This window comes from Dethiosulfatarculus sandiegensis (assembly GCF_000931935.2).
In the GTDB taxonomy this organism is placed as follows: Bacteria; Desulfobacterota; Desulfarculia; order Desulfarculales; family Desulfarculaceae; genus Dethiosulfatarculus; species Dethiosulfatarculus sandiegensis.
In genome coordinates, this window is record NZ_AZAC01000017.1 from 109379 (window position 1) to 133923 (window position 24545).

14 protein-coding genes are annotated in these 24545 nt (G+C 55.1%); 7 read left to right on the plus strand and 7 right to left on the minus strand.

Annotation, left to right across the window (positions count from 1 at the left end; genetic code table 11):
- The first annotated feature begins 39 nt into the window (after positions 1-39).
- Positions 40-516 (plus strand): IclR family transcriptional regulator, encoded by a 477-nt coding sequence (locus X474_RS13540; RefSeq protein ID WP_044349622.1) that lies wholly within the window; start codon positions 40-42, stop codon positions 514-516.
- Here X474_RS13540 and X474_RS13545 read toward each other — a convergent pair.
- The 4 genes from X474_RS13545 to X474_RS13565 all read right to left on the minus strand — a co-directional run bounded on the left by X474_RS13545 (position 513) and on the right by X474_RS13565 (position 5768).
- Entirely contained in the window at positions 513-2837 is a 2325-nt protein-coding gene (locus X474_RS13545; protein WP_044349624.1) for an autotransporter outer membrane beta-barrel domain-containing protein, read from the minus strand. The genes X474_RS13540 and X474_RS13545 overlap by 4 nt on opposite strands.
- Entirely contained in the window at positions 2812-3414 is a 603-nt protein-coding gene (locus tag X474_RS13550) for a hypothetical protein (protein WP_044349626.1), read from the minus strand. The genes X474_RS13545 and X474_RS13550 overlap by 26 nt, the downstream gene beginning before the upstream one ends.
- Positions 3415-3899: 485 nt before the next feature.
- Positions 3900-4223 carry an IscA/HesB family protein gene (locus X474_RS27125; protein WP_337833341.1) on the minus strand — a complete coding sequence of 108 codons (324 nt, stop codon included), beginning with the start codon at positions 4221-4223 and terminating at the stop codon, positions 3900-3902.
- 312 nt (positions 4224-4535) lie between these two features.
- Complete coding sequence (locus X474_RS13565; RefSeq protein WP_044349629.1) at positions 4536-5768, minus strand: M20 family metallo-hydrolase; 1233 nt, start codon at positions 5766-5768, stop codon at positions 4536-4538.
- Positions 5769-5970: 202 nt separating this feature from the next.
- On the opposite strand from X474_RS13565, the gene X474_RS13570 reads away from it, so the two are divergent.
- Entirely contained in the window at positions 5971-10590 is a 4620-nt protein-coding gene (locus X474_RS13570) for a hypothetical protein (protein ID WP_044349631.1), read from the plus strand.
- 130 nt (positions 10591-10720) lie between these two features.
- Here the strand turns inward: X474_RS13570 and X474_RS13575 are convergent, their stop codons facing one another.
- From X474_RS13575 to dusB, 3 genes are all read right to left on the minus strand, one after another.
- A complete protein-coding gene (locus tag X474_RS13575) occupies positions 10721-11203 on the minus strand; it encodes a hypothetical protein (RefSeq protein ID WP_156360759.1) in 483 nt (160 codons plus the stop codon).
- Positions 11204-11351: 148 nt separating this feature from the next.
- Positions 11352-13097 carry a 4-hydroxy-3-methylbut-2-enyl diphosphate reductase gene (ispH, locus tag X474_RS25630; protein ID WP_044349632.1) on the minus strand — a complete coding sequence of 582 codons (1746 nt, stop codon included), beginning with the start codon at positions 13095-13097 and terminating at the stop codon, positions 11352-11354.
- The gene (gene dusB, locus X474_RS13585) at positions 13094-14062 is read right to left on the minus strand and encodes a tRNA dihydrouridine synthase DusB (protein ID WP_044349633.1); all 969 of its coding nucleotides are present in this window, start codon (positions 14060-14062) and stop codon (positions 13094-13096) included. The genes ispH and dusB overlap by 4 nt, the downstream gene beginning before the upstream one ends.
- A 347-nt stretch (positions 14063-14409) precedes the next feature.
- Here dusB and X474_RS13590 point away from each other — a divergent pair, with 347 nt between their 5' ends.
- The 5 genes from X474_RS13590 to X474_RS13615 all read left to right on the plus strand — a co-directional run bounded on the left by X474_RS13590 (position 14410) and on the right by X474_RS13615 (position 24544).
- Complete coding sequence (locus X474_RS13590; RefSeq protein ID WP_052515197.1) at positions 14410-15351, plus strand: radical SAM protein; 942 nt, start codon at positions 14410-14412, stop codon at positions 15349-15351.
- A 375-nt stretch (positions 15352-15726) separates the two neighbouring features.
- Positions 15727-19953, plus strand: coding sequence for an acyl-CoA dehydratase activase (locus tag X474_RS13595; RefSeq protein ID WP_197282097.1), 4227 nt, complete (start codon positions 15727-15729; stop codon positions 19951-19953).
- A gap of 559 nt (positions 19954-20512) precedes the next feature.
- Positions 20513-20968: an adenylyl-sulfate reductase subunit beta gene (gene aprB, locus X474_RS13600; protein WP_044349634.1), complete on the plus strand. Its 456-nt coding sequence runs from the start codon at positions 20513-20515 to the stop codon at positions 20966-20968.
- Positions 20969-21029: 61 nt separating this feature from the next.
- Positions 21030-22892: an adenylyl-sulfate reductase subunit alpha gene (aprA, locus tag X474_RS13605; RefSeq protein ID WP_044349635.1), complete on the plus strand. Its 1863-nt coding sequence runs from the start codon at positions 21030-21032 to the stop codon at positions 22890-22892.
- A 395-nt stretch (positions 22893-23287) separates the two neighbouring features.
- Positions 23288-24544 (plus strand): CoB--CoM heterodisulfide reductase iron-sulfur subunit A family protein, encoded by a 1257-nt coding sequence (locus tag X474_RS13615; protein WP_044349637.1) that lies wholly within the window; start codon positions 23288-23290, stop codon positions 24542-24544.
- Position 24545 lies beyond the last annotated feature (1 nt).

The following is a 24545-nucleotide window of genomic DNA, read 5'->3' on the forward strand; positions in this document are numbered from 1 at the left end:
ATTCTCGGAGGTCGCCTCAAGGCAGGAAAAGGAGATTCCATGGACACCAGTGACAGCCGCAGGCTGCTCGAAGAGCTTGCCAAACAGGGAGAAGAGGCCAACACCACCCGGGCGGCGGAGACTCTGGGGCTGGACCGTTCCCAAGCTGAGGATTTGACTGTGGCCCTCATGGGCGAAGGCCTTTTGGAAATGGTCAGCTTGAGCGGCAAGGTGCGCCTGACGGAAAGCGGACGCCAGCTTTTGGGCGGTCAATCCGGGCTGGGCCCCGAAGACGGCTTGGAATCTTTGGTTGCGGATTTAGCCTCCTGGCGGGCCGGTGATATGGACCCTGTTTCCCTGCATGACTACACCCAGGACCTTAATTGCCTCAAGGCCCAGGCCAAACGCTCTGAGCCTCTCTTGCCTGTGGTGACAGCCTGCCTCAAAGCCATCCAGGACGCCCTTTCCAAAAATCCGGATTCAACAGCCACTGAATTGTCCCGGCGTATAGGCGATTTTTTGAACACACAGCCCTAGAAGCTAATCGTAAGCCCCGCGGTGAGTGCCTGGGCCTGGTAGTCGTCTGCCCAGGCCAGGTTGTAATGGAGATATAAATCCAGGTCTGGCTGCACAGACATCTGAATCCCCGCCTCAGTGAGCCAAAGGTCTTGGGGCAGGTCGGCTCCGTATACGGTAAAAGGTGCTGAGCCATAGCCCTTGAAAGCGGCCTGCAAAGATGGCCTGTCATGCTCCAGGCGATGCAGCCAGGAGAATTCCAGAGTGGGCAGAATCTCCCAACTTTCTGTTTTAAAAGGCCTGCTCAGGCCAAATCCCAGGTTGGAGCCCAGGGAGTTGGTGTCGCGGTCGGCTATATTCAGGCCCAGGAAGCCCGCTCCGTTTTCAGTAAAGCCTTGTTCCTGCAAGGATTGGAACTTCAAACCCGCCTTGGGTTCAAAAAGCCATTTTTCAAAACGCAGCTCATAACCCAGGGTCAGGCTGGCTGCAAAGAGATCCGCCTCAAAGCCGGGCTTGGCTGAAAGGTGGGTGCCTTGAAAGTTGATTTGCCTGGAGGCGCTGTTGTCCAGACGGGCGTAAGAGGCGGTTAACCGGGCATAGCCGCCCTGGTATGCCGCTTTAGCGTAGAAGCCTGTGTGCAGGGCATAGATCTCGCCTGCGTAATTAACGTTGCCCCATGAAAGATGGCTGCGGGTGACTCCTGCGGCCAGGCCTGCGGCCAGCCAGTGGTTCAAGGCGTAATCCGCTCCCAGGGCTCCGCCGCCGGTTGATTGACCGTAACCCCTAAAGCCGTTTGTCTGATCCTGATCCACCCACAACCCCAGGGCTCGGGCCCACATGTTCCAACCGCCGGATGCATGGGTTTCCGTATTGGGCCGCCTTTTAGGCAGATCCTGCATCCTCCAGGCCATGGCCTTGTCAAAGAGTTCGCCGCTGTTTAAAGAGGCCGCGCTGAAGGCGGTGTACATCTCCGGGTTCAGTGCGCTTATTACCTGCCCGATTTGGTTTGCCTTCAGGCCAAAGTCCAGGGACAGGAGAAAGTTTTCCATCTGCCCCAAGGCCAGGGGCATTAGGCTGTCAAGGCCTCGGCCGGTTTGGGCCGCGCCGCCTGTACCGAATTCACCGTAGGATCTACGGTTCACAACCAGGTTAAGGGTTGATCCTTCCGCCTTTTGACCCAGGCTAAGCACCGCAGAATTTGGCTGGCATTCGATATAATCAAAAGCCCCGCTCACCCCGTCACCCGCGGTGATGAGTTCCCAGGAAAATCCGTCAGTATAAAGGGCCCTTGGCAGTGAAGTAGTGGATAAGGTTCCGCCGTTTATGGTCACCATACCTGAGACCGAGAGCAGATCACAGGAGCCGTTTCCCCCTCTCTCCGCGATAAAGGTGGAGCCCGGTTCAAAGGTGACCGAACTGGCCACATTCAAGGTGCCTATGGAGTTGCCCGGACTTATAACGCCTGCGTTGATGATATCGGAGTGGATGACGCCTGTGCCGTTGATAAGTCCGGTATTTGCAAGGGTTACAGTGCTCAACAGGCCGTTTACATTGAGAGTGCCCGAGTTTTGGGTGCTCCCCGCGATAAGGGCCCGGCCGTTTATCACGGCCGGGCCGCTGTTGGTGAGGTTCTTTGCACCCAAAGATCCGTTCACTTCAAGATAACCTTGGTTGCTGACCTTGCCGCCTATTACCGCCTTGCCGCTGAAATAGGCCCGGCCTTTGTTACCGAGGTTGGATGCGGTGAGGTGATTTGCGGCATTGAGGGTGCCTGTGTTCATCACGCCGCCGTTTATGTTGGTTACCCCGTAAAATCCGACTGTGCCTGAATTATTGAGGCTGCCTGCGCTGAAGGTGCTTGATGAGCTGAGCGTGCCGCTGTTGTTGACGCCGTCGTCTATGGTGGTGTTTCCGTCAAAGGTTGCGGTAGCGCTGCCCGTGTTTTCTAGGCTGTTTGCACTAAAAGTGTCTGTGGCGCTGAGCGCACCGCTGTTGGTGACCTGGCTGCTGAAGCTCACCGGGCCGTTAAAAGTGGCTGTGCCCTGGTTATTCAAGCTGGGGCCGCTTAAGCTGCTGTTCAAGGTCAGAGAGCCGCCGCTGGTTACTGTAGACTCCAGGTTCAAGATCCAGTCACCGGTGAGCCAGGTGTCACCGTCTACATAAAGGCCCAGGTTCTCGAAGTTCAGGTACTTGGCTCCGATGCTGCTGGAGTCTATGGTCCCGGAAGCGCCGAAATACAGGTTGTCTGCGCCTTCCTGGCCGTCGACCACTCCGGCCACGCAAGAGCCGTGGAGGATGTAAACCGTGTCGTCCGCATCACCGGCAAAAATGCCTCCGCCCACGGTGCCGGAATTGTATACGGTGTTTCACGCCCAGCCGCTTGAACATCCTACGCCGTTGTTTAAGGTGCCGTAGATGCTGCCGCCCACTGTATGTACCGTTATTGGTTATGGTGTTTCCACCTCCTGTGGCGTTTGTGTAGTAATTTAAGGGGCCGTAGATATTGTCCTGGACTCTGCCAAAGTTTTTGATTATGTTTTCGCCGCCGCTCGAGTATTGTTTGCTGTTATAAGTGCCGAAGATAGTGCCGTCTACGGTGCCCGAGTTTTGTATACTGTTTTGGCCGCCGGTCGCGTATTTACCTTGGTTGAAACTGCCATAGATATCCATGTTTACTATACCGTTGTTTTGTGTATTGTTTTGACCACCACTGGCGTTGTCGGCAACATTGTCGTTTGCAATGATGCATTGGCTGACAGACCCGGTTGTTTCATTGGTCATGTTGTCCGGATTGCCGGTGCCCACCCAGTCTCCGGCGATAGCTTCGCTGTTGACCAGGTCGTCGGCGTGGGCGTTTAATGGTATGGCAAGGATAAGGAGTATGAGCAAGGTGATTGACAGGCGTGGCAAATAGTGCATTTTATTATCTTTAATAATTGAAGCTACAGTCCCGGCAATCTGAAATCTAAATATCTAAGCTTTGCTGTTCCGTATCGGGTTTATTTATTTGAAAAACCTAAATTCTTGTTAATTTTCAATAATATAGGGGCTTTTATTTACACCGTATAGTAAAGTAACTGCTGTTAAAGTTGAAGCATTAAATAATATATTTTAATGATAAATAATATTATTTTTTAGCCTGGATAATAGTAAGATACTTAAAAAATAAAAATTGCAGGGGCATGTTTGGTGGTAAATATAATGCTGTGGCCCCATGCTCGGGACCATTGGTGGTGGGGTAAGATGGCGGATTTGAAGTTGCCGGGAGCCTTAACCGTTTGGTTGGGTTCTTTTGGGCTAAAATGGAAAAAAGCCCACGCCGAAAAGCGGGGACTTGGTCGGCAAATTTGAACCCGCCCCTTGTGATCAAGGGGCGGGTTTTTAAACATAACCTATGTTAGGCCTTAGCAGCTGCAGGAAGCTCCGCAGGTGTTTCCGCCGCCAAGTGGGTTATCCGAAGAAAGGACAAATCCCTGCTGCCAGCCGTTATCCACAAAATCGACTTTTACGTTACCACTTTTTTCCATGAGATCTTTGTCGATCAGGTAGGTCAATCCGTCAACTTCGTACTTTTCGTCTGCGTCCTTTGGCTCGTCCAGAACCAATCTCAAAGAAGGACCTCCTCAGCCGCCGGACTGGAGATAGACCCGCAGGCTGGCAGAGTCCACCTGCTTCTCGGCCAGGAAAGACCTGATTGCCTTGCTGGCGCTTTCAGTGACATCAACCATGATAACTCCCTTAGTTGGTGTTAGTAGTATTTCCTACTAAAGTAATATGGCAACGGAAAGGGGCCTACGCAAGGTGTGACCCCTGTTTTTTTTCATAAATCTTGCCGGAGTTTTAATTTATTCCGTAAAGACTCCATAATTTCCTAGGAATTCACTTGGGAACCTTGGACAAACTTATATAGGCTACAAACCCACTTGTCAAAGCAAAGCCGCCTTGAATCAAGCTTCAAGGCGGCTTTGTGAAATCCCTGAAAAAATAAGGTGAAGCAACTGATCCTTCAGCTCCGGTCGATACGGGCCCGGCGCCTTTAATCAGTCTGCCTGGGCTGTGAACAAGAGGGCGAATATCTTGGCATCCTGTACAAGATCGCTCATAAGGCAAAATTCATTGGGCGTGTGGGCCGTGTCCTGGAAAGTGGCCCAAACCGCGGCAGGCAGGCCCTTTTCCCGGAAAAGCGCGGCCACACTGCCGCCGCCTATCCCACCGGCCCTGGCCTCCAGGCCGGTAACCGCCTTGATAGCCTTTGCAAGGGCCGTCACCACCGGGGCATCGGCGGAAGTGGCAGGCGGAGACTGATAACCCTGGACCCGTTCAACCTCGACCCTCACCCCTTCTTCCTCGGCAATGGCCTGAAATTTAACCCTGAAGGCCTTTTCCACCTCATCGACCTTGATTCCAGGCAGGATGCGGCAGTCAACATAAAAGGTGTCCTGGCCCGGAACCGTGTTCACATTCGGCACTCCGGCCTCTTTTTTGGTGGGTTCCATGGTGGATCCCGGAGGTGAGAAAAGATCGTCTTTTTGGGGAAACTGGTCCCTCACCTCATAGGTGGCCCTTATCATGCGGGCCGAGGCATAGAGCGCATTTTTACCCTTTTCCGGAGTGCTGGCGTGAATTTGGGTTCCGTAAACGTCAACCTTAAGCCAAAGGATGGACTTTTCCGATATCTCTATGAGGCCGCCGTCCGCCTCTCCTGAATCGGGCACCACGATGAGGTCATCTGCGGAAAAGATTTCAGCATGATTTTCCAAGAGATAACCCAGACCGTACTCACTGCCGGTCTCCTCGTCGCTGACCAGAATCAAACCCACCTTGCCGGCCGGTTTGATTCCCAGATCGATCAAGGCCTTGAGTCCGAAATAGGAGCTTACGATCCCGGCCTGATCATCCAGAACCCCCCTGCCGTAGAGCTTGTCACCGTCTACCCGCACCTGCCAGGGATCGCTTTCCCACAAGTCCAGCGGCCCGGTGGGAACCACATCCAGATGACTGAGCACCCAGATGGTGGGGCCGTCCCCCCCGGAGAGGCAGGCGGTTAAATTGGGGCGGAATCCGCACTCCACCCTGGAGTCCGGGGCATCGTATCTGGTTATCTCAAGTCCCAGCTCTGTCAGCCATTTTTCAGCCAACAGGGCCTTATCAAGTTCTCCCTGCCCCTGGTTCTGTGGCCCCAGGGCCGGGGTGCCGGTGAATTGCTTCTGCATTTCAAGCATTTGGCCGCTATAGGAAGCGGCCTGTTTGGTGAGCTTTTCAGCCAAGGACATGGCTTTACTCCTGATAGTAATTTAAGCATAAATAGATATTTCGCCCTGCCGCTTTAGGCGGTCAAGGGCCCATGGCTTTCATGTTATAATACATAATTTAACTGAACAAAATGAGCCTTCAAACATTAGCAGGCCGTCCTCAAACAGCCTGTCAGATTAAAATCCGCCCCAAGGGGCGGGAATTTCCAATTTGAGGCAGACGATGGCCAAGTTTATAAATTCGCCTGACGTGGCCCGTTTTTCAGGCCTGTACAGTTTTATTTCTCCGGAAACCTATCAGGAACTGGGCGTGGACCCGGACGACCTTCCCTTAGGGGCCTTCCCGGCCAGGGATCATCCGCCTTTTTTGCCCAACCGGTTTGGGGGCAACGCCTATGGCCTGGGTTTTTTTGAACAAAGCCTGTTGCCCGCCAAGGAAATACAACTTCTGGAAAAGGTGGATTTTTCTTGCCCCGAACAGGTTGTTCAGCATTGGCGGGAGTTGAATTACACCTTTAAACGTCTGGGGCTTTTGATTCGTTTCACCCGTTTTGGCAACCCCTATTATCTCATTCCCAGGCAATATGTGGCTCACTATCTGGTGGAGTTGCAGGCCAGGGCGGATGAGATAGTGAACTTTTTGCGCGGGGTGTTGGCCAGGCATTTGACCGAGAGCCTTAAAGTCGGTATTTTGGCCGAGGACAGCCATCTGCTTCTGCCTGAGTTGCAAAACCGTGTTCCCCACATGAGTTACCGTGTAATTTCCAGTCTGCGGCAACTTTTTAATAAAAATAATAAGTTCGATGCCCTGGTCCTGGTGGGGGACCCAAGGGACTTTGTCCTTTCCAAAAAGATGGGCGCCGGTCCCCTGGACCAAAAAGTACGGGACTCCTATGGTTATTTTGCCTTTACCCGGTTTTATGAGCTCTTAACCAATGCCGGAGAGCTGTTGATTCTTTGTGACAGACCTTTGATCGACTCTCAGGAGACCATGGAGGTCAGGTTTTTAAATGAGCTGGATTATAAGCGTTTTCTGATTTATTCCCATGTCTATAAAACCAAGCGCCGCTACTTAAGCTCCCCTACCCTGGCTGATTCCATAAACCGTTTTGACTTTAATGCCTTTCTCTCGGGACCTCGCCTTTACAACGAAACAGTGGAGGGACTTTTGGAGGGCAGGGCCCTGGAACAGGTGACTCCCGCTGAACTCGATGCCCTGCCTTATCAGAACTTGGAGCTGGCCAAGGGAGCGGAACATACGGTTATGACCGCCTGGGCCCGCTGGTTGGAGCCTTTTTTCAGCACCGAGATCCTTGATACGGTTTTGCCCAGGTTGCAGAAGGAGGAGTGGTCTAAACGCTATGAAGTGGACAGCCGTTTTTCAGCCACTCACCTGGTTTTCAAGGGGCGGGTTAAAAAGGCCCAGGTGACCTTGGATCAGGTTCAGGCGGACTTGACTCCCCGCCGTCTGGCGGGCTGCGACCCCAAACTTTTGGCTAATTATAAGGATTCCTTTGCCTATGTGCTGAAAGTCCTGAAGATCCTGAAAAAGGTCAGGGAGGGCCGCTTCCGGGACCTGCCCGGCCTGGAGTTGAGCAGGCTGCGCAAGCCCTTTGAGACCTTTCACCGCATCCAGGAAGTCCTGGATGTGATAATGCTCATGGAAAAATCCAGGCTTTTGGCTCGGTTTGAGGATCGTTTGAACCCCGAAGACATCATGGGACATCGCACGCCGGTTTTGGAAAATCTGGAAAAGCTCGGCATGATGGGGCTTGAACCCGGGGTGTTGCACCAGCTGTATCTGATTGTGCTGGGTCATTCCACCATGACTCGGGTGACCTTTGGCAAACTGCCTGAAACCACTTTGCGTCAGCTTACCAGGCTTGAGTTTTATCGCAGCCTGGAAGAGGCGGTTGACATGCTCAGGCTTTTCAGGCTGATGAGCGTGGCCGAGGCCTCTGCCGCAGGCAGCCGTTCTCTGACCAAGCAGCAGGCCAGGGAGTTGTTTTCCCTTTATGACGACGCCATCAGTGTGGTCTCTGATCCCGAGTTGGATTGGGATGAGATCATGGCCCAGCGGGACCAGGAGATGGGCGGGGTGCAGGCCAAGGCCATGCGCAAGATGTTGAAGCTCTTTGACCGCTTTGAATTCCTGGATAACTGGCGTTCCCTGACCAGTACAGGCCCCAGGCAAAAGGAAGCCATGGCCGACTACGATCCTAAAAAGCTTTCCCGCATCTATGATGTGGTGGCCCTGGATCAACAGATGCAGCGGTTTTTGGGCAGGTTTTATGAGGGAGACTCCACGGCCAGACCCTATTTTTACCGGGCGCTTTTAAGTTGCGAGATGCACGGCACCGGCAGGCTTTTGCCGGTCTTGGGGCCCTCGGCGGGCTTTACACTGCTTTGGATCTGTGTGCATTTGAGCGAAAGAAAACTTTTGAACTTCAACAACCTCCTGGATGGCCAGGGGGCGGGTCCGAAAGAAGAGCGCCTGGCCAAGCTGAGAAATTCCCTGGATGAACTCACCCCGGAGATGCTTTCCCCGGACTGGCTCACAAGGTTGCTTCGCACACTCAAGGAAAAGGGCGAGGCCTATATCTATGGCTCCGGGTTATATCTGGTGGTGGAGCCCTCAACCGATGCCCTTTCCCCTAAATTTATAGATGCTCAGGAAGAGTTGAACCGCCTGGAAAGAGATGCGAAAGAGGTGGTGAAAAAAAATCTCTTCCAGGTGCCCTGGTTCATGCTAAAGGCAATGGACAACCGTTTTGACGAGTTGGGGCGTTTTTTGGGCGCCTTGGGGCGTTCCAGCCCCTTAAGCAGGATCGGCCGTTCGGGTTTGCCTGAGATGGCTCGCCACCTGGCCAGTTTTTCCTGGCAGATAGAGCAGTATATCCTGGAACAGCTTCTTTCCCTGCCGGTTTTTGCCGCCAACTTAAAGAGGCTTCTGGAATTTTGCCCCCACATTATGCAAAGGCTTTTACCCACCGCCCGGGCAGAAGTTGAAATGGCGGCCAAACAGGCCAGGGCCGATAAATTGGGGGCTCTTTACGAGCACAGCCTGGAAGGTTTCCAGGATATGCTTTTAAGTCACGAGGCGGCCAGGAGTGAATTCGGCCCCAATGCCGCCGGGATCGTGGGGGTCACCCCCAGGCAGTTTGAGCAGCTCTCGGCCACCCTGACTCAGGTTTTGGAAAAAAAACCCGAAACAGGCCTTTTGCTGATGCTGGCTATTTTGTTGAAACCCACCCAGCAGAGAGCCAGCGCCGGGGAGATAGCCGCGGCCTCTCCCCTTACCAGGGGGATGGTTCTTTCGGGTCTCATTCGTCAGGATCTGCAGTTTCTTCTGGCCCAGGGCCGGCTTTATATGCAGATCATGAACGGCGAGGCCTGCCTAAGCGGCCTGGCAGGGGTTCTTAAAAGAAAAGACCCGCTTCTCACTGAAGCGCTTTTTATTTTTTCGGTTATTGACATAGCAGCCGGTCAGGAAGGGATGCTCACCGAAGACCGCCTGGCCTTTTTACAGGCCCTGCAGGACCAGGTACGCCTGTTGGCCCTTAAGGGCACAGACGCCCGCAAGGCGCATCAGGAAAATATAAAGGAAGAGGGCAGGAAACTTTTGGCGGTCTACCGTTATCTGGGCCTGGTGGAAAAGCATATACCAGCGGCCAGCCTGCGCCACCTTTTGGAGACCACCAGGATTCCGCTTGAGGAAGAGCGGAAATGGTCGGCCAAGGGCAGGCTCCAGGCGGGCATGGACCGACTGTTGAGGTTAAGGGGTCTTTTCTTTATCAATTCTCTGGATCTGGTGCTTTTGAAAAAAGAGCTTCCCATCGCCTTTATCTATATGATGAAAGGCCTGCGCTCCATGGGGGAGACCCATTTTGAGCGGGATCTTTACGAGGGCCTGCGCCTGCATAAGGGGCTTACTCAACTTGAGCCCAGTCTACAGGAATTTTTACTGCATTCTCTGGCCAATGTTGAACGTCCTTTGCGTTTGGCCGGTTTTTCCTCTGTGGCTGAAAGACTCACCTACACCAACCAGGTCAGGTTGTTGTTTTTGGGCCTGGTGGCGGCCTTCAGGCTTAACCTGGAGCCGCAAGGCCCCAGAACCGTCAGTTTTGTCCCCCTGTCCAGGGTGATAGACCAGAAATTCGAGCTGATAAACGAGGCCGTGACCGAGTTGAACCCCGCTGATTTGATGGAAAACAAAAAGAGCCTGCAAAGTTTGTTCTCCATCAGCGAGGGCTTGGGCCTTCACTGGGATTCAACCAGCGCCACCTTGAGTGTTTATGTGGAAGACCCGGTGAGCCTGGATCGCAAAATGGCGGCCCTGGCCCGGACCACCACGGCCGAGGAGCTCAAGGAGGTTTATCACAATGAGTTAAAGGAACTCAAACTGGTAAGCCACAGCACCATGGATTACCAGGAGCGGCTGGAATCGGCTTATTACGAGCACTTGAACCGTTTGGGCGCGGAGATGCTGGAGCGGGTCAGGAATCTTATGGCTGCGGAAGAAGACCTCTTGACCCTGGAGAAGTTATTTGAACAGGCATGGCAGGAAGGCATGACCCTGCCCTTGAGCCAGGACAGGCAACAGAGTCTGAGGGACCTTTTTGAAATGAATGTGGAAAGGCTCAGGGCCAGACTTTTGGAGAAGGTGAACCGCAGGCTTATCGCCACCAACACCTTTGCCGGGCTGGATGCCCTGTGGGAGGAAGCCAAAAAAAATCTCAAGGCCAGGCGTCAGCTCTTGAGCAAGGAGTTTGACCTGTTGGTGGCCGAGCTGTTTGATAAAAGGGCCAGGGAAATCAGGGGCAAGGTGAGGCCAAATCTGTAGGATGGGCTTTACATTTCTCTTAAAGTGACTATTTGTCAAATACCGGACGGATCGGTCTCAAAAAAAATCGGCAGGCGGGATTCCCAAGGCAAGGGGCTTTTAAACCATTGAAACCGTCTGTGCTCGGACTTCATTTTTCTTCGGCCCGGGAGGCTATTTTTTCTATTTCGGAAAGGTATTGATTAAGGTCAAACTCAAAGGGGCCTAAATTTGAGTAATCCCAAAAACCGCGGCCAGCGCCCTTCACCCGGTGGGGTTGCTCAAAGTCGCTCCATATCACCCGGTTATCGGTCACCGTGATCTTCACTGCAAAAGGCCAACAACCTTCACTACGGCATTCGCATTCCAAAATGGCGACTTTGTCACATTTATCACCATAGGCCAGGTCAATTTTTCCAAGGAACAGTTCTCGCCTTGCGTAGCAGGTTCCTAACCAGGAGTAGTCGCCGGCTATGTCCGGATGACCTTCCGCCTCGGCAAAGGGCTTTTCAAACTTGCATAAAAGGTCTATCAGGTCTCTACCGTCGATTAAAACCTTGACCCCCTCGTAAGGGAATGCATATTCTTTAGGATATTCAAACACTTGATCAATGATGATTTTGATCTTGTTCATGACGCATTCCCCCACCAAGGAAAAAGGATGCGGCTTTGCGAACAAAACTGTTTCCTGCGGTTCTAAAGGCTCTACACGGCTTTTTGATCAGCCCGTATTTCTTATCATAAATTAAAAAAAAGCGGCCCGGATTAGGGGCGCGTCCGGTCTAAAAGGCCGCCCAGATAAGGGCCACCAGACCGGCCAGCCAGAAATTAAGGTCAACCAGGCCTTCACTCAAGGCTCCGGGCATGATCCAGGCCCGGTTCAAGACCAGTTGCATAACCGCCATTCCGGCCACAGGCAAAAGCAGGCCAAAGGCCAGGGTGGGGGCCTGACCCAGGATAGGGGCCAGGAAAAGGACCGCGGCCAGGCCAAAGGTGATTACCCACATGATGGTTTTGGTGCGTTTTTCCCCCAGCATTATGGGGATGGTCTCGGAACCCACGATCAGGTCGCCCTGCACGTCCAAAATATCAAAGATAGCCGAGCGCACCAGGACCAGGCAAAGGGTGAAGAAAAAGGCCAGAGCCGTGTTGGCCGGATCGCTCATGCCCAGGGTTGCCGCCGGTATCAGGGCGGACATGGTGGCCCAGGCCAGGGAAGCGCTGATCGTCTTGGAGCCCGGTATATCTTTAAGCCGTTCTATACCCAGTTTTTTTTGCAGGAATTTGGGGACCACCGGAACGGAATACAAAAGCCCCAGGCCGCTCATCACCGTGACCAGGGCAAAGGGCAAGATACCCAAAGTGGCGCAGATAATAAGGGCGCAGAGCCCGGCAAAAATCCCGGAGCCTATCAAGAGCCAGCTGAATTGGTTGAGAAAGTGCGCCCTGGCGGGTTCATTGTACTGCCCCGCCTCTTTATCCAGGAACTGGTTCAGGATGTGCATGGCAAAGATATAAAAAGCTGCCGCCATTATTAGAGAGCCGTTCAGGGGAAGATTTTGCAAAAGGCTGGCCGCAACCGCCATGGAGGCCGCGCCCACCCCCACCAAAACCTGACCGGCCACCAGAAAACGGAAAACCTGGCGCAGTATATAGCCCAGGCGGCTCTCCTTGCTGGAGCGGATGCCGCTAAGCTCCCGCATCACTTTTTTGATCATCCAGTTCGGTGTGCTGGCCCCTGCGGTGACCCCTATATCGCTTAAACTGGCGAGTTCATCTGCGGCCAGCTCTTCTTCGGTCTCAACCAAAAAGGCCCTGGCCCCGGAATCACGGGCTATTTCATAGAGCCTTTTGGTGTTGCCGCTTTGCCTGCCGCCAACCACCACCATGCCGTCGACATCCCGGCAAAGGCGGCGCACTTCCTCCTGGCGGTTGTGAGTGGCCTCGCAGATGGTGTTATGGACCTTCACTCGGGGAAACTTTTGCTTTAACGCCCCCACCACATCCAAAAAGGCGGCTCCGTTCTGGGTGGTCTGGGCCACCACGGTCACTTCTTCCAGGTTGGGAAGGCCGGGTATGTCCTTTGGGCTTGAAACCACATATCCCCGGTTGTCCACGGCGTGGCCCAAGAGTCCCACCACTTCCGGGTGGTCGGCGTCGCCCACAATGATTACATTGCCGCCCTTTTTGGAAACCCCCCTGATTATGGCCTGAACCTTGGTCACCCTGGGGCAGGTGCCGTCGATGAGTTTGCTGAAGCCCGCCTTTTTAAGCCGCTCTTTCTTCTCCCTGGGAACGCCGTGGGCCCGGATTATCACCGTGCCTCCTTCCTGGGAGCCCGGTTCCGGGATTTCCTTCAGCACTTCAATGCCCTTGTCCGCCAAAAGATCCAAAACCTGGGGGTTGTGAATCAAGGGGCCAAAGGTAAAGACCTTGTCCTGTTCAGTGTGGGCGGCGGCCAGGGTGAGTTCCATGGCGCGTCTCACCCCCATGCAGAATCCGGCGGTTCTGGCCAGGCGAGTTTTCATGACTGGAGGCCCTCCAGGTTGGCGAAAAAGTCCTCGGTGTGACGCCACAGCTCGTCCAGGTCAGTGCTGGGACCGGCTGTGCGGCGGAAGCTTACGGCCCCGGGCAGGCCCCGGGTGTACCACATCATAAACTGTTTTACAAAATGTACGGCATGGCCTTCGCCACCCTTTTGCCTGGCCAGGTCCATATGCTCCCAAAGGGCTTCCTTCCTTTGGGCAATGGAGACTTCCGTAGGCTCCCCGCCCAAAAGAACCTCTTGGGCATGGGTGAAAATCCAGGGGTCACCCAATGCCGCCCGGCCGATCATAACGGCTGTGCAGCCGGTTTCCTTAAGCATATTCACTGCGTCATAAGGGGTTTTTACATCCCCGTTTCCAATGACAGGCAGGGGGCACCAGGCAACCAGCTCCTTGATGGCCTGCCAGTCGGCCCGGCCGCTGAAGCCCTGATCCGTGGTGCGGGCATGCAGACAGACCGCCTTTACCCCTGTTTCCAGAATGGGGGGCAGAAACTCCCTTAAGTTGTTTCCGTACTTACCCATGCGGACCTTCACCGTAACCGGCGCCTTGGAATTCTCCACCACCGCCCGCACAATTTCCAGTGCCAGTTCAGGGGATTCAAGTAGTTTGGAGCCCGATCCCTGGCGGCGCACCTTGCGGGCCGGGCAGCCCATGTTGATGTCCAACAGGTCCACATTCAACAGTGAGGCAATGGCTGCGGCCCTTCCCATCACCTCCGGGTTTGAGCCAAAGAGCTGTAAACCGGTCGGGCGCTCTTCCGGTTCCACTCTGGCCATGGCCAAGGTCTTGGGCTGACTTTTCACCAGCCCAACGGCGGAGATCATCTCGGTGTAAACCAAAGACGCACCACCCCTCCTGGCCATGAGCCTGAAGGCCGGGTTGGTGACCCCGGCCATGGGCGCGGCTATGAAAGGTGTTTTCAGCTTCAGGTCGGCGATTTGCATGGCCGCAAGTCTACCTGAGGCTTGGCCTACTGTAAAATCAAACAGGAGCCTGAGAGATATGATAGTGAATTAGTTGTAATCATGGCTAATTTTGGATTTACAGGCCGTGTTCGGGGCATCTTGCCGATCTGTGAGGACCCTTGGGTGGGCCTTGACATAATCACCTGTGGGTTTATGCTGAGTTAAGGCCCTTTGACTGATTGATTATCATTAGTTTAAACCGGGTTTGCGACCTTTTGGAAAAGGATGCCAAGGTCCTTTAAAAAGTGCGGGACAAGCGGGGGGCTTAAAGGCTTGACAATAGAATTTTTGTTTATTAATCAACCCTATTTTTCGAGGGGAATAAATTGACTGTTCGTGAACAAAACGGCCAGGCGGTCTTTGGACCGGTGCCGAGTCGTCGCCTGGGCATGAGCCTGGGCGTGGACCTGATTCTGCCCAAGACCTGTTCCCTGGATTGCATATACTGCGAGGCGGGCCCCACCACTTTGCACACCAGCCAAAGGGGCCGTTTCAGAGATCCTGAAGAACTTTTGAACCAGGTCAGGGAGCGTCTGGCCGAGCTTGAAAATCCGCCGGATTACATAACCCTGGCCGGTTCAGGCGAGCCTTCCCTGAACCTGGATATGGGGGCTATCCTGACCGAGCTGCGTAAACTTTCTTCGGCCAAGCTGGCGATTCTGACTAACGCCACCCTGGCCACCGATCCCCAGGTGCGCAAGGAGATGTGCCTGGCCGACACCCTTATCCCGAGCCTGGACGCAGTGAGCCCCGAGGTCTTCCGCCGGGTGAACCGTCCGGTCAAGGGGCTTGACATCAAGGAGATAATCGAGGGAATCGCCCTTTTGAGCCGCGAGTTCAAAGGTGAGCTGATCCTGGAGATTTTGCTGGTGGAAGGGGTGAATGATCATCCCGGGGAGATCAAGGGCCTGGTCGAGGCCGCCGCCTACATCAATCCTTCCAAGGTGCAGCTTAATACCGTGGTGAGGCCTCCCGCCCTGGAGTCGGCCGGTCCTTTGAGTGATCAGAGGATGCAGGAGATAGCGGCCCTGTTTACGGTTCCCACCGAGGTCTGTTCTCTGCCCGCCAATCAAAGCGGCAAGGATTCAGGCAACTTGGCTGAGGAAATTGTGGAGCTGACCAAAAGAAGGCCTTGCACCCTGGATGATATTGTGAGCATGACCGGCCTTGGACAGGCCGAGGTCAAGGAGATGCTCGTCAGCCTTACCCGAGAAGACAAGGTTTTAGTTGAGCAATTTGGAGATAAAGCCTTTTATAGAGGAGTCTGAATCATATAAAATCTTAGGACAGGCTCATTTGTGGAGTCCGGGGCACCGGCGGTCTGTTTATAAACAGACCGCCGGGAGCAGGATTAAGTAAAGTCCCTTGAGATGGGAAAGGGGATATATCTCCCCGACCTACTGCCGGGCGCGGCGAGTCCTTAATCAAAACGCGTTTTCTGTATGCCAGCGGATTTTTAGTCAACGGCAAAAGATTTTGTCTCAATGGAGCATCTCTTCTGAAAGGGATTTTTCTGAAAGAGGCCCGGAGCACCGGTTTTTTTGGCTGATGATTTCGCAAGGAGGCATTTGACCCCGGCCGGGGAAAAGACTCGGCCGGGTTTATCTCCCTGCTTTTATCCGATAACCACTAGACTGCGGTTGATGGTGAAGATGGAAAAGGCGGATCAGACAGTAAAACGGAAAGAGCCGCAAGGGCTCTTTTTGGGCTTGGACGTAGGCAGCGTCAGTCTGGACCTGGCTGTGACCGGACCGGACGGCGAATTGATCAAAACAGGTTATCACCGCACCAAAGGCAGGCCCTTGGCCGTGGCCTTTGAGGTGTTGACTGACCTATTCCGGGAGATTCCCGCTGGTGATTTCAGGGCTTCGGCTGTTACCGGGGCAGGGGCCGCAACCTTGGCCCCGCTTTTAAACAGCCAGGAAGTAAACGAGATCATAGCCATTACCAAAGGGGTGGGCCGGGTGCACCCCGAGGCCCGCACCATAATAGATATGGGCGGCGAAGACGCCAAAATGATACTGGTCAGGCCCGACGCTGCAGGCGGCCTGGCCATAGACGACTTTGCCATGAACACCATGTGCGCGGCAGGCACCGGCTCCTTTTTGGATCAGCAGGCCCACCGCCTGCAACTTACCATTGAAGAATTCAGCGAGATAGCCCTTAAAAGCGAGAACCCTCCCCGCCTGGCCGGTCGCTGCTCGGTTTTCGCCAAAAGCGACATGATTCACCTGCAACAGGAGGCCACCCCGGACTACGATATTGTGGCCGGCCTCTGCTTTGCCATGGCAAGAAACCTCAAGTCCAATATTGCCAAGGGAAAAACAGTGACACCGCCGGTTTTGTTTGCCGGAGGGGTGGCGGCCAACCAGGGAGTCTCCAGGGCCTTGACCGAGATCATGGGCCTACGGCCCGGCCAGTTGATTGTTCCGGATACCTTCGCCTGCTTAGGCGCTTACGGTGCAGCCCTCATGGCCCTGGAACAGGGGGAGCATATGCCCCTGGCCGGGCTTGAGGCCTTGGCCGGACGGGCCGCCCAAAAGGGTGAACAGGCCAAAAGACTGCCCCGGCTTTGCTTAAGCCCCGGCCACGAAGCCCCTCCCGCCGAGCCTGTTCCGCCTGTGGAAATGGTGGAGGCCTACCTGGGAGTGGACGTGGGGAGCATCTCCACCAACTTGGTGGTGATCAACAGGCAGGGCGAGCTTTTGGGCAAGCAGTACCTCATGACTGCGGGCCGTCCCCTGGACGCGGTCAAACAGGGGCTTACGAGCCTGGGCAGGGAACTGGGCGACAAGGTGAAGATCATGGGGGCCGGCACCACCGGCTCGGGCCGCTATCTCACAGGTGATTTCATCGGCGCGGATGTGGTCAGAAACGAGATCACCGCCCAGGCCACGGCCGCCGCATTTATAGATCCCAAGGTGGACACCATCTTTGAGATCGGGGGGCAGGACTCCAAATACATATCCCTTAAGGACGGGGCCATTGTGGACTTCACCATGAACAAGGTCTGCGCCGCGGGCACTGGTTCATTTTTGGAGGAGCAGGCCGAAAAGCTGGGAATCAGCATCAAGGAGGAGTTTGGCCAAAGGGCCCTTTCCGCCAAGCATCCGGTGCGCATGGGTGAGCGCTGCACTGTGTTCATGGAATCGGACCTGGTCGCCCACCAGGCGGCCGGAGAAGAGATAGACGACCTGGTCGCAGGGCTCAGCTATTCCATTGTTTATAATTACCTGAATAAGGTGGTGGAGGACCGGCGCGTAGGCGATCGCATCTTTTACCAGGGGGCCACCGCCCTCAACAAGGGGATTGTGGCCGCCTTCGAGGCTGTGGTCGGCAGGCCGGTGACCGTACCTCCCCATAATGATGTCACCGGCGCGATCGGCGCGGCGCTTCTGGCCATGCGCCAACGCACCTGGAAAGAATCCGCTTTCAAGGGATTTGAGGTGTCTCAGGCCGGGTACAGCATCACCACTTTTGAATGCAAGGGCTGCCCTAATGCCTGCGCCATACGCAAGGTGAAGGTGGAGGGGGCAAGCAGACCCCTTTTCTACGGCTCAAGGTGCGAAAAATACGACGTGGATCTGAAGGCCCAGGAAAAGGCGGGGGAACTTCCGGACCTTTTTGCCCAAAGGGAAGAGCTTTTACTCTCCTATATCAAGCCCGTGCCCGAAGGGAAGGCCCTGGGGGCCCTGGGCCTGCCCAGGGCCATGGTGTTCCGGGAGATGATGCCCTTTTTCAGTGCTTTTTTACATAAGCTGGGATTTTCAGTTGTTGAGAGCGGCCCCACCAACAAGACGCTGATCCATAAGGGTGTGGAGGTGATGGTTAACGAACCCTGCTTCCCGGTGAAGGTGGCCCACGGCCACTTGGCCACTCTTATGGAAAAGGGAGTGGAGAGGATTTTTCTGCCCTCCGTGGTGAACCTGGATGTGCCTGCCCATCCCCTGGGCTACGGCCTGGTTTGTCCCTATTCCCAAACCCTGCCCTATACCGCTCCGGCCAGCTTTGACCTTAAGGCCGCGGGAGTGGAGATGGTAACTGCGCCTTTGCGTTTTGGCCTGGGGAAAAGGGTGCTTTTGAGGGATCTGAAGGTGCTGGCAAAGAGGCTGGGCGCTTCTTTGGGAGATCTGGAAGAGGCCCTGGAGGCGGGCCTGGCAGCTCAGGCCGATTTCCGGGACAGGCTTTTGGGCCTGGGACGAGAGGCCCTTCAAAGGATGGGGCCAAACGACCTGGGCATGGTGGTGGTGAGCAGACCCTATAACGGGGCCGATCCGGGTGTGAACCTGGGGTTGCCCCGCAAGATGCGCTCTCTTGGTGTTTGGGCCCTGCCCATGGATTGCCTGGACCTTTCCCCTGAACTGGGGGCCGAAGAAGTGGCCGAGATGTACTGGCGCTATGGCCAGTCTATCCTGGCAGCGGGCAGAATGGTGCGCAAAGACCCCCGGCTTTACGCAGTCAATATAACCAATTTCGGCTGCGGGCCGGACAGCTTCATAGGACATTTTTTCCGCAAGATCATGGAAGGCAAGCCTTTCCTGGAGATCGAGATAGACGAACACTCCGCAGATGTGGGCGCCATCACCAGGTTGGAGGCTTTCCTGGATAGCCTCTCCAATGCCCCGGTTAAGGAACGACCTGTAAGACCGGCCAAAAGGCGCAATGTCATGACCAAGGGCAGGACAATATACATCCCGCCCATGACTGATCATTCCCGGGCTGTGGCCGCCGCCTTCAACGCCTGCCAGGTGGAGGCCGAGGTGTTGCCCAAAAGCGATGAACGCACCCTGGAGCTGGGACGCCGCCACACCTCGGGCAAGGAGTGCTACCCCTGCGCCCTGACCACCGGCGATATGCTGAAACTGCTTTTGGATCAAGACGCGGATCCGGAGAAGGTGGCCCTTTTCATGCCCTCCGGCACCGGTCCTTGCCGCTTTGGCCAATATCATCGCTTCCATCGTTTGGTTCTGGATGAAATGGGCTTTGACAAGGTGCCGATTTACGCCCCGGACCAGTCGGAGGTGCTTTATGAGGAACTGGGCATGGCAGGGGGCAACGGTTTCACCAGGCTGGCCTGGCAGGGCGTGGTGGCGGTGGATCTTTTGCAAAAGGCCCTTCATGAAAACAGGCCTTATGAAATAAAGCCCGGTGAAACAGACCGGGTTTACGAGGGCTATCTCGATCAGGTCTGCCGGGCCATGGTTCAGGGAAAGGACTTGAGGGAGGTGATGCAAAGGGCCAGGCTGGCCTTTGCCGCCATACCCAGGAAAAACGGCACCCCTAAGCCCCTGGTGGGGGTGGTGGGCGAGATCTATACCAGGGCCAACGAGTTTGCCAATGAGAACGTGATCCGCTCCATTGAGGAACTCGGCGGCCAGGCCTGGCTGCCCACCATAGGCGAATGGGTGCTTTATATAAACTTCACCGCCACGAGAAGGGCCAGGCTTTTAAGGCGCTACCGCAATTATCTGGGAACCAGGCTGATGGATTATTTCCAGCATAAGGATATTCATCGCCTGGCCGGACCCTGGGACGGTTTTCTGAAGACCGCCGATGAGCCGACCATAAAACAGACTTTGGGCATGGCCTCCGCTTATCTGCACGACACCTTTGAGGGCGAGGCCGTTTTGAGCCTTGGCAAAACAACGGACATGTTCGGAAAAGGTATATCCGGCGTGGTAAACGTGATACCCTTTACCTGCATGCCCGGAACTATTGTTAACGCGGTGATGAAACGTTTCCGGGAAGACCACGAAAACCTGCCGTTTTTGGCCATGGCCATGGACGGGCAGGAGACCCAGGGCAGCCGCATCCGGCTGGAGGCGTTCATGCACCAGGTGGCCCGCCGCCGGGCTGAATCCAAGGGCTAACCAAATCTGAAACCTCCGGCAAGGCAGACCTTGGAAAAGGTCTGCCTTGCCGGGAATTCTTGCGACGCCGATTGTTACCGGAGGAACAAAAACTGGTTTTCACTCTGCTTAACCGGCCTTTTACCTGTTGTTATTTAAGTTTTTTTGTTTCACGGCCAAGGAAAACATGAAGCTTCTTTTCCTGAAAAAATTTTTAATTTTAAACTCTTATGCGAGCTTGTCCCTTTTGGCGCTTGGCAAGTTAACCGGTATGTTAGCTTGGTGAGTTGAGATAGTTATCACATTCACAAAATTTTTCTTGACATTATCTCTTAAGCTGGGCTACTTAATATTGAAACTCGGTAAACCCGTTACACATATTAAGTGAGTGGGTGACTGAAAGGGTGGATTTAGGGGGATATCCCTCTAAAAACTTTTTTTAGTCCGGCTTACTCGCCGGATACCAGTCGCGCCAGGCAGGTTCTGGATGCCGCCCATTATGGGTCGGTGTCCTCCTTAGTTAGGTCAACTGAGTTGTTCAAGGTTGTGCTACAGCCAACAACACCTATGGAGGAACTGAATGCCAAGTTTCGTAATGGTTGAAAAGTGCGATGGATGCAAGGGCCAGGACAAGACCGCTTGCATGTACATCTGCCCGAACGACCTTATGCTCCTGGATAAGGACGGGTCATTGGGTTACGGTGAAATGAAGGCCTTCAACCGCGACCCCAGCATGTGCTGGGAGTGTTATAACTGCGTCAAAATTTGTCCCCAGCAGGCCATTGACGTTCGCGGCTATGCCGATTTTGTGCCCCTGGGCGCCAGCGTGGTGCCTCTGCGTGGCTCCGACAGCATCATGTGGACTGTCAAGTTCCGTGACGGCTCGGTGAAACGCTTCAAGTTCCCCATCAGGACCACAGCCGAGGGCGAAGCCCAGCCTCTGGGCGGTTTTGAAGAGGGCGACGGCGACATCAACAGCGTCAACCTCATGACCGAGCCCATGAGCGCCGGCGTGGACAAGATGCCCTCCATCTAGTGAACCTTTGAGCTAATTGGGGAACGATCACCCGCTAAAAGATCCTTAGGAGGATTCAACTATGGCGAATTGGGAAACTGTAGAGGTCACCACTGACCTTCTTATCTGCGGTGGCGGCATGTCCGCTTGCGGCGCGGCCGTGGAGGCTGCCTACTGGGCCAAGAAAAATGGCCTTAACGTAATTATGGTTGACAAGGCCACCCCCACCCGCTCCGGCGCCGTGGCAATGGGCCTCTCAGCCATCAACGAATACATCGGCTACTCCAAGGACGAGAACACCTGCGAAGACTACATCAACTACGTCCGCCAGGACCTCATGGGCATCGCCCGCGACGACCTGGTTTTCAATATCGCCCGTCACGTCGACAGCTCGGTGCACCTGTTTGAAAAATGGGGTCTGCCGATCTGGACCGATGAAAACGGCAAGTATGTCCGCGAGGGTCGCTGGCAGGTCATGATCAACGGTGAGTCCTATAAGGTCATCGTGGCCGAGGCCGCCATCAACGCCATGAGCGAAGCCGGATTCGAAATCTATGAGCGCGTCTTCATCGTCGGCCCCATCATGGACGGCGATCGTGTGGCCGGCGCTTACGGCTTCAGCACCCGCGACGAGAAATTCTACGTATTTAAAGCCAAAGCCGTCATGGCCACCATGGGCGGCGCTGTGCACGTATTCCGCCCCCGCTCGGTTGGTGAGGGTCTGGGCCGCTCCTGGTATCCGCCCTTCAACAGCGGCTCCTCCACTTACTTCACCGTGATGGCCGGCGCAGAGATGACCTGCCAGGAAGTCCGCTTCATTCCGGTGCGCTTCAAAGACGCCTACGGACCGGTCGGCGCCTGGTTCCTGCTCTTCAAATCCCGGGCCACCAGCGCGGAAGGCGGAGAGTACATGGCTGTCCGCAAGGAAGAGCTTTCCAACTGGGCTCCCTACGGATTGGTGAAACCCATCCCGGCCAACCTGCGCAACTACCTGGGCATGCTCGACACCGACGCCGGCCTGGGACCGCTCTACATGGAGACCGCCGAGGCTATCCAGAACCTGGCCGAAGCCTACAAGGACGACAAAAAGGCCTTCAAGAAAAAAATGAAGGAACTCGAGAGCGAAGCCTGGGAAGACTTCCTGGATATGACCGTGAGCCAGTCCATCCTGTGGGCCGCCCACAACATCCAGCCCGAGTCCAGCCGCTCTGAAATCGCGGCCTGCGAACCATACTTCATCGGCAGCCACTCCGGCGCCAGTGGAGCCTGGGTATCCGGTCCCGATGACATCGAAACCCCCTACAAGTGGGGCTACGGCAACATGACCACGGTCCAGGGCCTGTTCACCGCCGGTGACGGCTCCGGCGCCAGCTCGCATAAGTTCTCCTCCGGCTCCCACGCCGAGGGTCGTTATGCCGCCAAGCAGGCCATCAAGTTTGTCCTTGAGAACAACACCCAGCCCAATGTGGGTGATCTGGACGCCATCAAGGAAGCCTGCTTCAAACCCATGGATCTGTTCGACGCCAACAAGGGCTACACCACGGATCCGGACATCAACCCCAGCTACATTCGTCCCATGCAGTTCATGTACCGCCTGCAGAAGATCATGGACGAGTACGCCGGCGGCGTTTCCAGCGCCTTTAAGACCTCCAAATCCCTGTTGGAGCGCGGTCTGGAACTGCTGGCCATGCTGAAAGAGGACGCCGATAAACTGGCCGCCGAAAACTCCTACGAGTTGGAGCGCTGCTGGGAGAACGTCCACCGTATGTGCCAGGCCGAGGCCCACGTACGGACCATGCTCTTCCGCGAAGAGACCCGTTGGCCGGGCTACTACTTCCGGGCCGACACTCCCAAGATGGACGAGGATAATTGGAAGTGCTTTGTCAACTGCACCTACAAAGATGGTGAATGGGAATTTGTCAAACGCGATGTCGTTCCCTTGTAATGCCGGCTTTTAGGGCAGAAAATATTCTGACCAGATAATGGACTCCAGGCGCCATGCCTTGGCGCCTGGAGTTTTTTGCCTGTCCCGGGGGAAAATGATTTTCCCGGGACAGGCAAAAAACAAACGGGATTTAAAAAGGTTTTAGACAACTTGAGGCGGAAAATGGTGGGCGCATGCGCCAAGGGATCGCTCATCTGCATGTATCGCTTGCTTTTTCTGGACTCCATAGGCGGGCTGTGCTATTTTCGTCGCAAGCTGCCGGCTGACAATCATGGGCCGGTTGTTTCCGCAATAACCCGTCCTGTCCCTATATGGGCCTGAAATGGTCGCCGATCCATCACGGTCCTCGCGGGAGTAGGCATCCGGGCGCGAAAGAACCATCGCGGAGGTGATAAATGACGGATCAGGACAAAACCAGTGTGCTGGTGGTCGGTGGCGGCATAAGCGGCCTTACCGCCGCCCTGGAAGCTGCCGAGGCAGGGCATGAAGTGGTTCTGGTGGAAAGAAGCCCTTATCTGGGAGGCCGTGTGGCCCAGCTTCACCAGTACTTCCCCAAGCTCTGTCCGCCCAACTGCGGCCTGGAGATCAACTTCAAAAGGCTGCGGGCAAACCCCAATGTGACCATTCACACCATGAGTGAGGTGAGCTCCATAGAAGGCGCGCCCGGTGAGTACAAGGTCACCATCAAAACTTCTCCCCGCTTTGTGAATGAAAAATGCACCTGCTGCGGCAAGTGTGCCGAGGCGGTGGAGACCATGATCCCCAACTCCTTCAACTATGGACTGGACCAGATCAAAGCGGCTTATCTGCCCTATGACATGGCCTTCCCCATGCGCTATGTGATCGATCCTTCCATCGCAAAAACCGAAGAGGGCAAAAAGGCTGCCGAGGCCTGTCCCTACGGGGCGGTGGATTTGGAAGACAAAGGTGCCGAGTTCACCCTGACCACCGGCTCTGTGGTCTGGGCGGCCGGTTGGACCCCCTATGATCCGACCAAGCTCACCACCTACAATTTCGACCAAAGCCCCAATGTGATCACAAACGTGCAGATGGAGCGCCTGGCGGCTCACAACGGGCCCACGTCAGGCAAGATTTTGCGCCCCGGCGACGGCGAAGCGCCCAAAAGCGTGGCCTTTATCCAATGCGCCGGCTCCAGGGACGAAAACCATCTTCCCTACTGTTCCACCGTCTGTTGCCTGGCCAGCTTAAAGCAATCCCTTTATGTCAGGGAGCAGCTGCCCGAGGCCAAGGTCACCATCTATTTTATTGATATAAGGGCCATGGACAGGAATGAAGACTTCTATAACAGGGTGAAGGACGACGGCGGAGTGGATTTCATAAAATCCAAGATTGCCACCATCACCCCCATGGAAGGCGGGTCCAAGCTCATCCTGGAAGGCGAGAACACGGCCACCTGTGAGAAGTTCCAGGTTGAACATGATTTGGTGGTCCTGGCCACGGGTATGCAGCCCAATACTGATCTGGACAAGATTCCGGCTGAGGTTTTGTACGATGATTACGGCTTCCTGCTTCCCCAGGAAGGCATTATCGGAGTGGGCACTGCGAGGCGTCCCTGCGAGGTTGTCTCCTGCACCCAGGACGGCACGGCCGCTGCCCTGAAGGCGATCCAGGCCGTGGCGGGAGGTAGATGAT

Bases quoted from the DNA above. Each gene is read 5' to 3' on its own strand.
- X474_RS13540 (WP_044349622.1), top strand. From the start codon at position 40: ATGGACACCAGTGACAGCCGCAGGCTGCTCGAAGAGCTTGCCAAACAG.
- X474_RS13550 (WP_044349626.1), bottom strand. From the start codon at position 3,414: ATGCACTATTTGCCACGCCTGTCAATCACCTTGCTCATACTCCTTATC.
- X474_RS13565 (WP_044349629.1), bottom strand. From the start codon at position 5,768: ATGTCCTTGGCTGAAAAGCTCACCAAACAGGCCGCTTCCTATAGCGGC.
- X474_RS13570 (WP_044349631.1), top strand. From the start codon at position 5,971: ATGGCCAAGTTTATAAATTCGCCTGACGTGGCCCGTTTTTCAGGCCTG.
- X474_RS13575 (WP_156360759.1), bottom strand. From the start codon at position 11,203: ATGAACAAGATCAAAATCATCATTGATCAAGTGTTTGAATATCCTAAA.
- ispH (WP_044349632.1), bottom strand. From the start codon at position 13,097: ATGAAAACTCGCCTGGCCAGAACCGCCGGATTCTGCATGGGGGTGAGA.
- dusB (WP_044349633.1), bottom strand. From the start codon at position 14,062: ATGCAAATCGCCGACCTGAAGCTGAAAACACCTTTCATAGCCGCGCCC.
- X474_RS13595 (WP_197282097.1), top strand. From the start codon at position 15,727: ATGGTGAAGATGGAAAAGGCGGATCAGACAGTAAAACGGAAAGAGCCG.
- aprB (WP_044349634.1), top strand. From the start codon at position 20,513: ATGCCAAGTTTCGTAATGGTTGAAAAGTGCGATGGATGCAAGGGCCAG.
- aprA (WP_044349635.1), top strand. From the start codon at position 21,030: ATGGCGAATTGGGAAACTGTAGAGGTCACCACTGACCTTCTTATCTGC.
- X474_RS13615 (WP_044349637.1), top strand. From the start codon at position 23,288: ATGACGGATCAGGACAAAACCAGTGTGCTGGTGGTCGGTGGCGGCATA.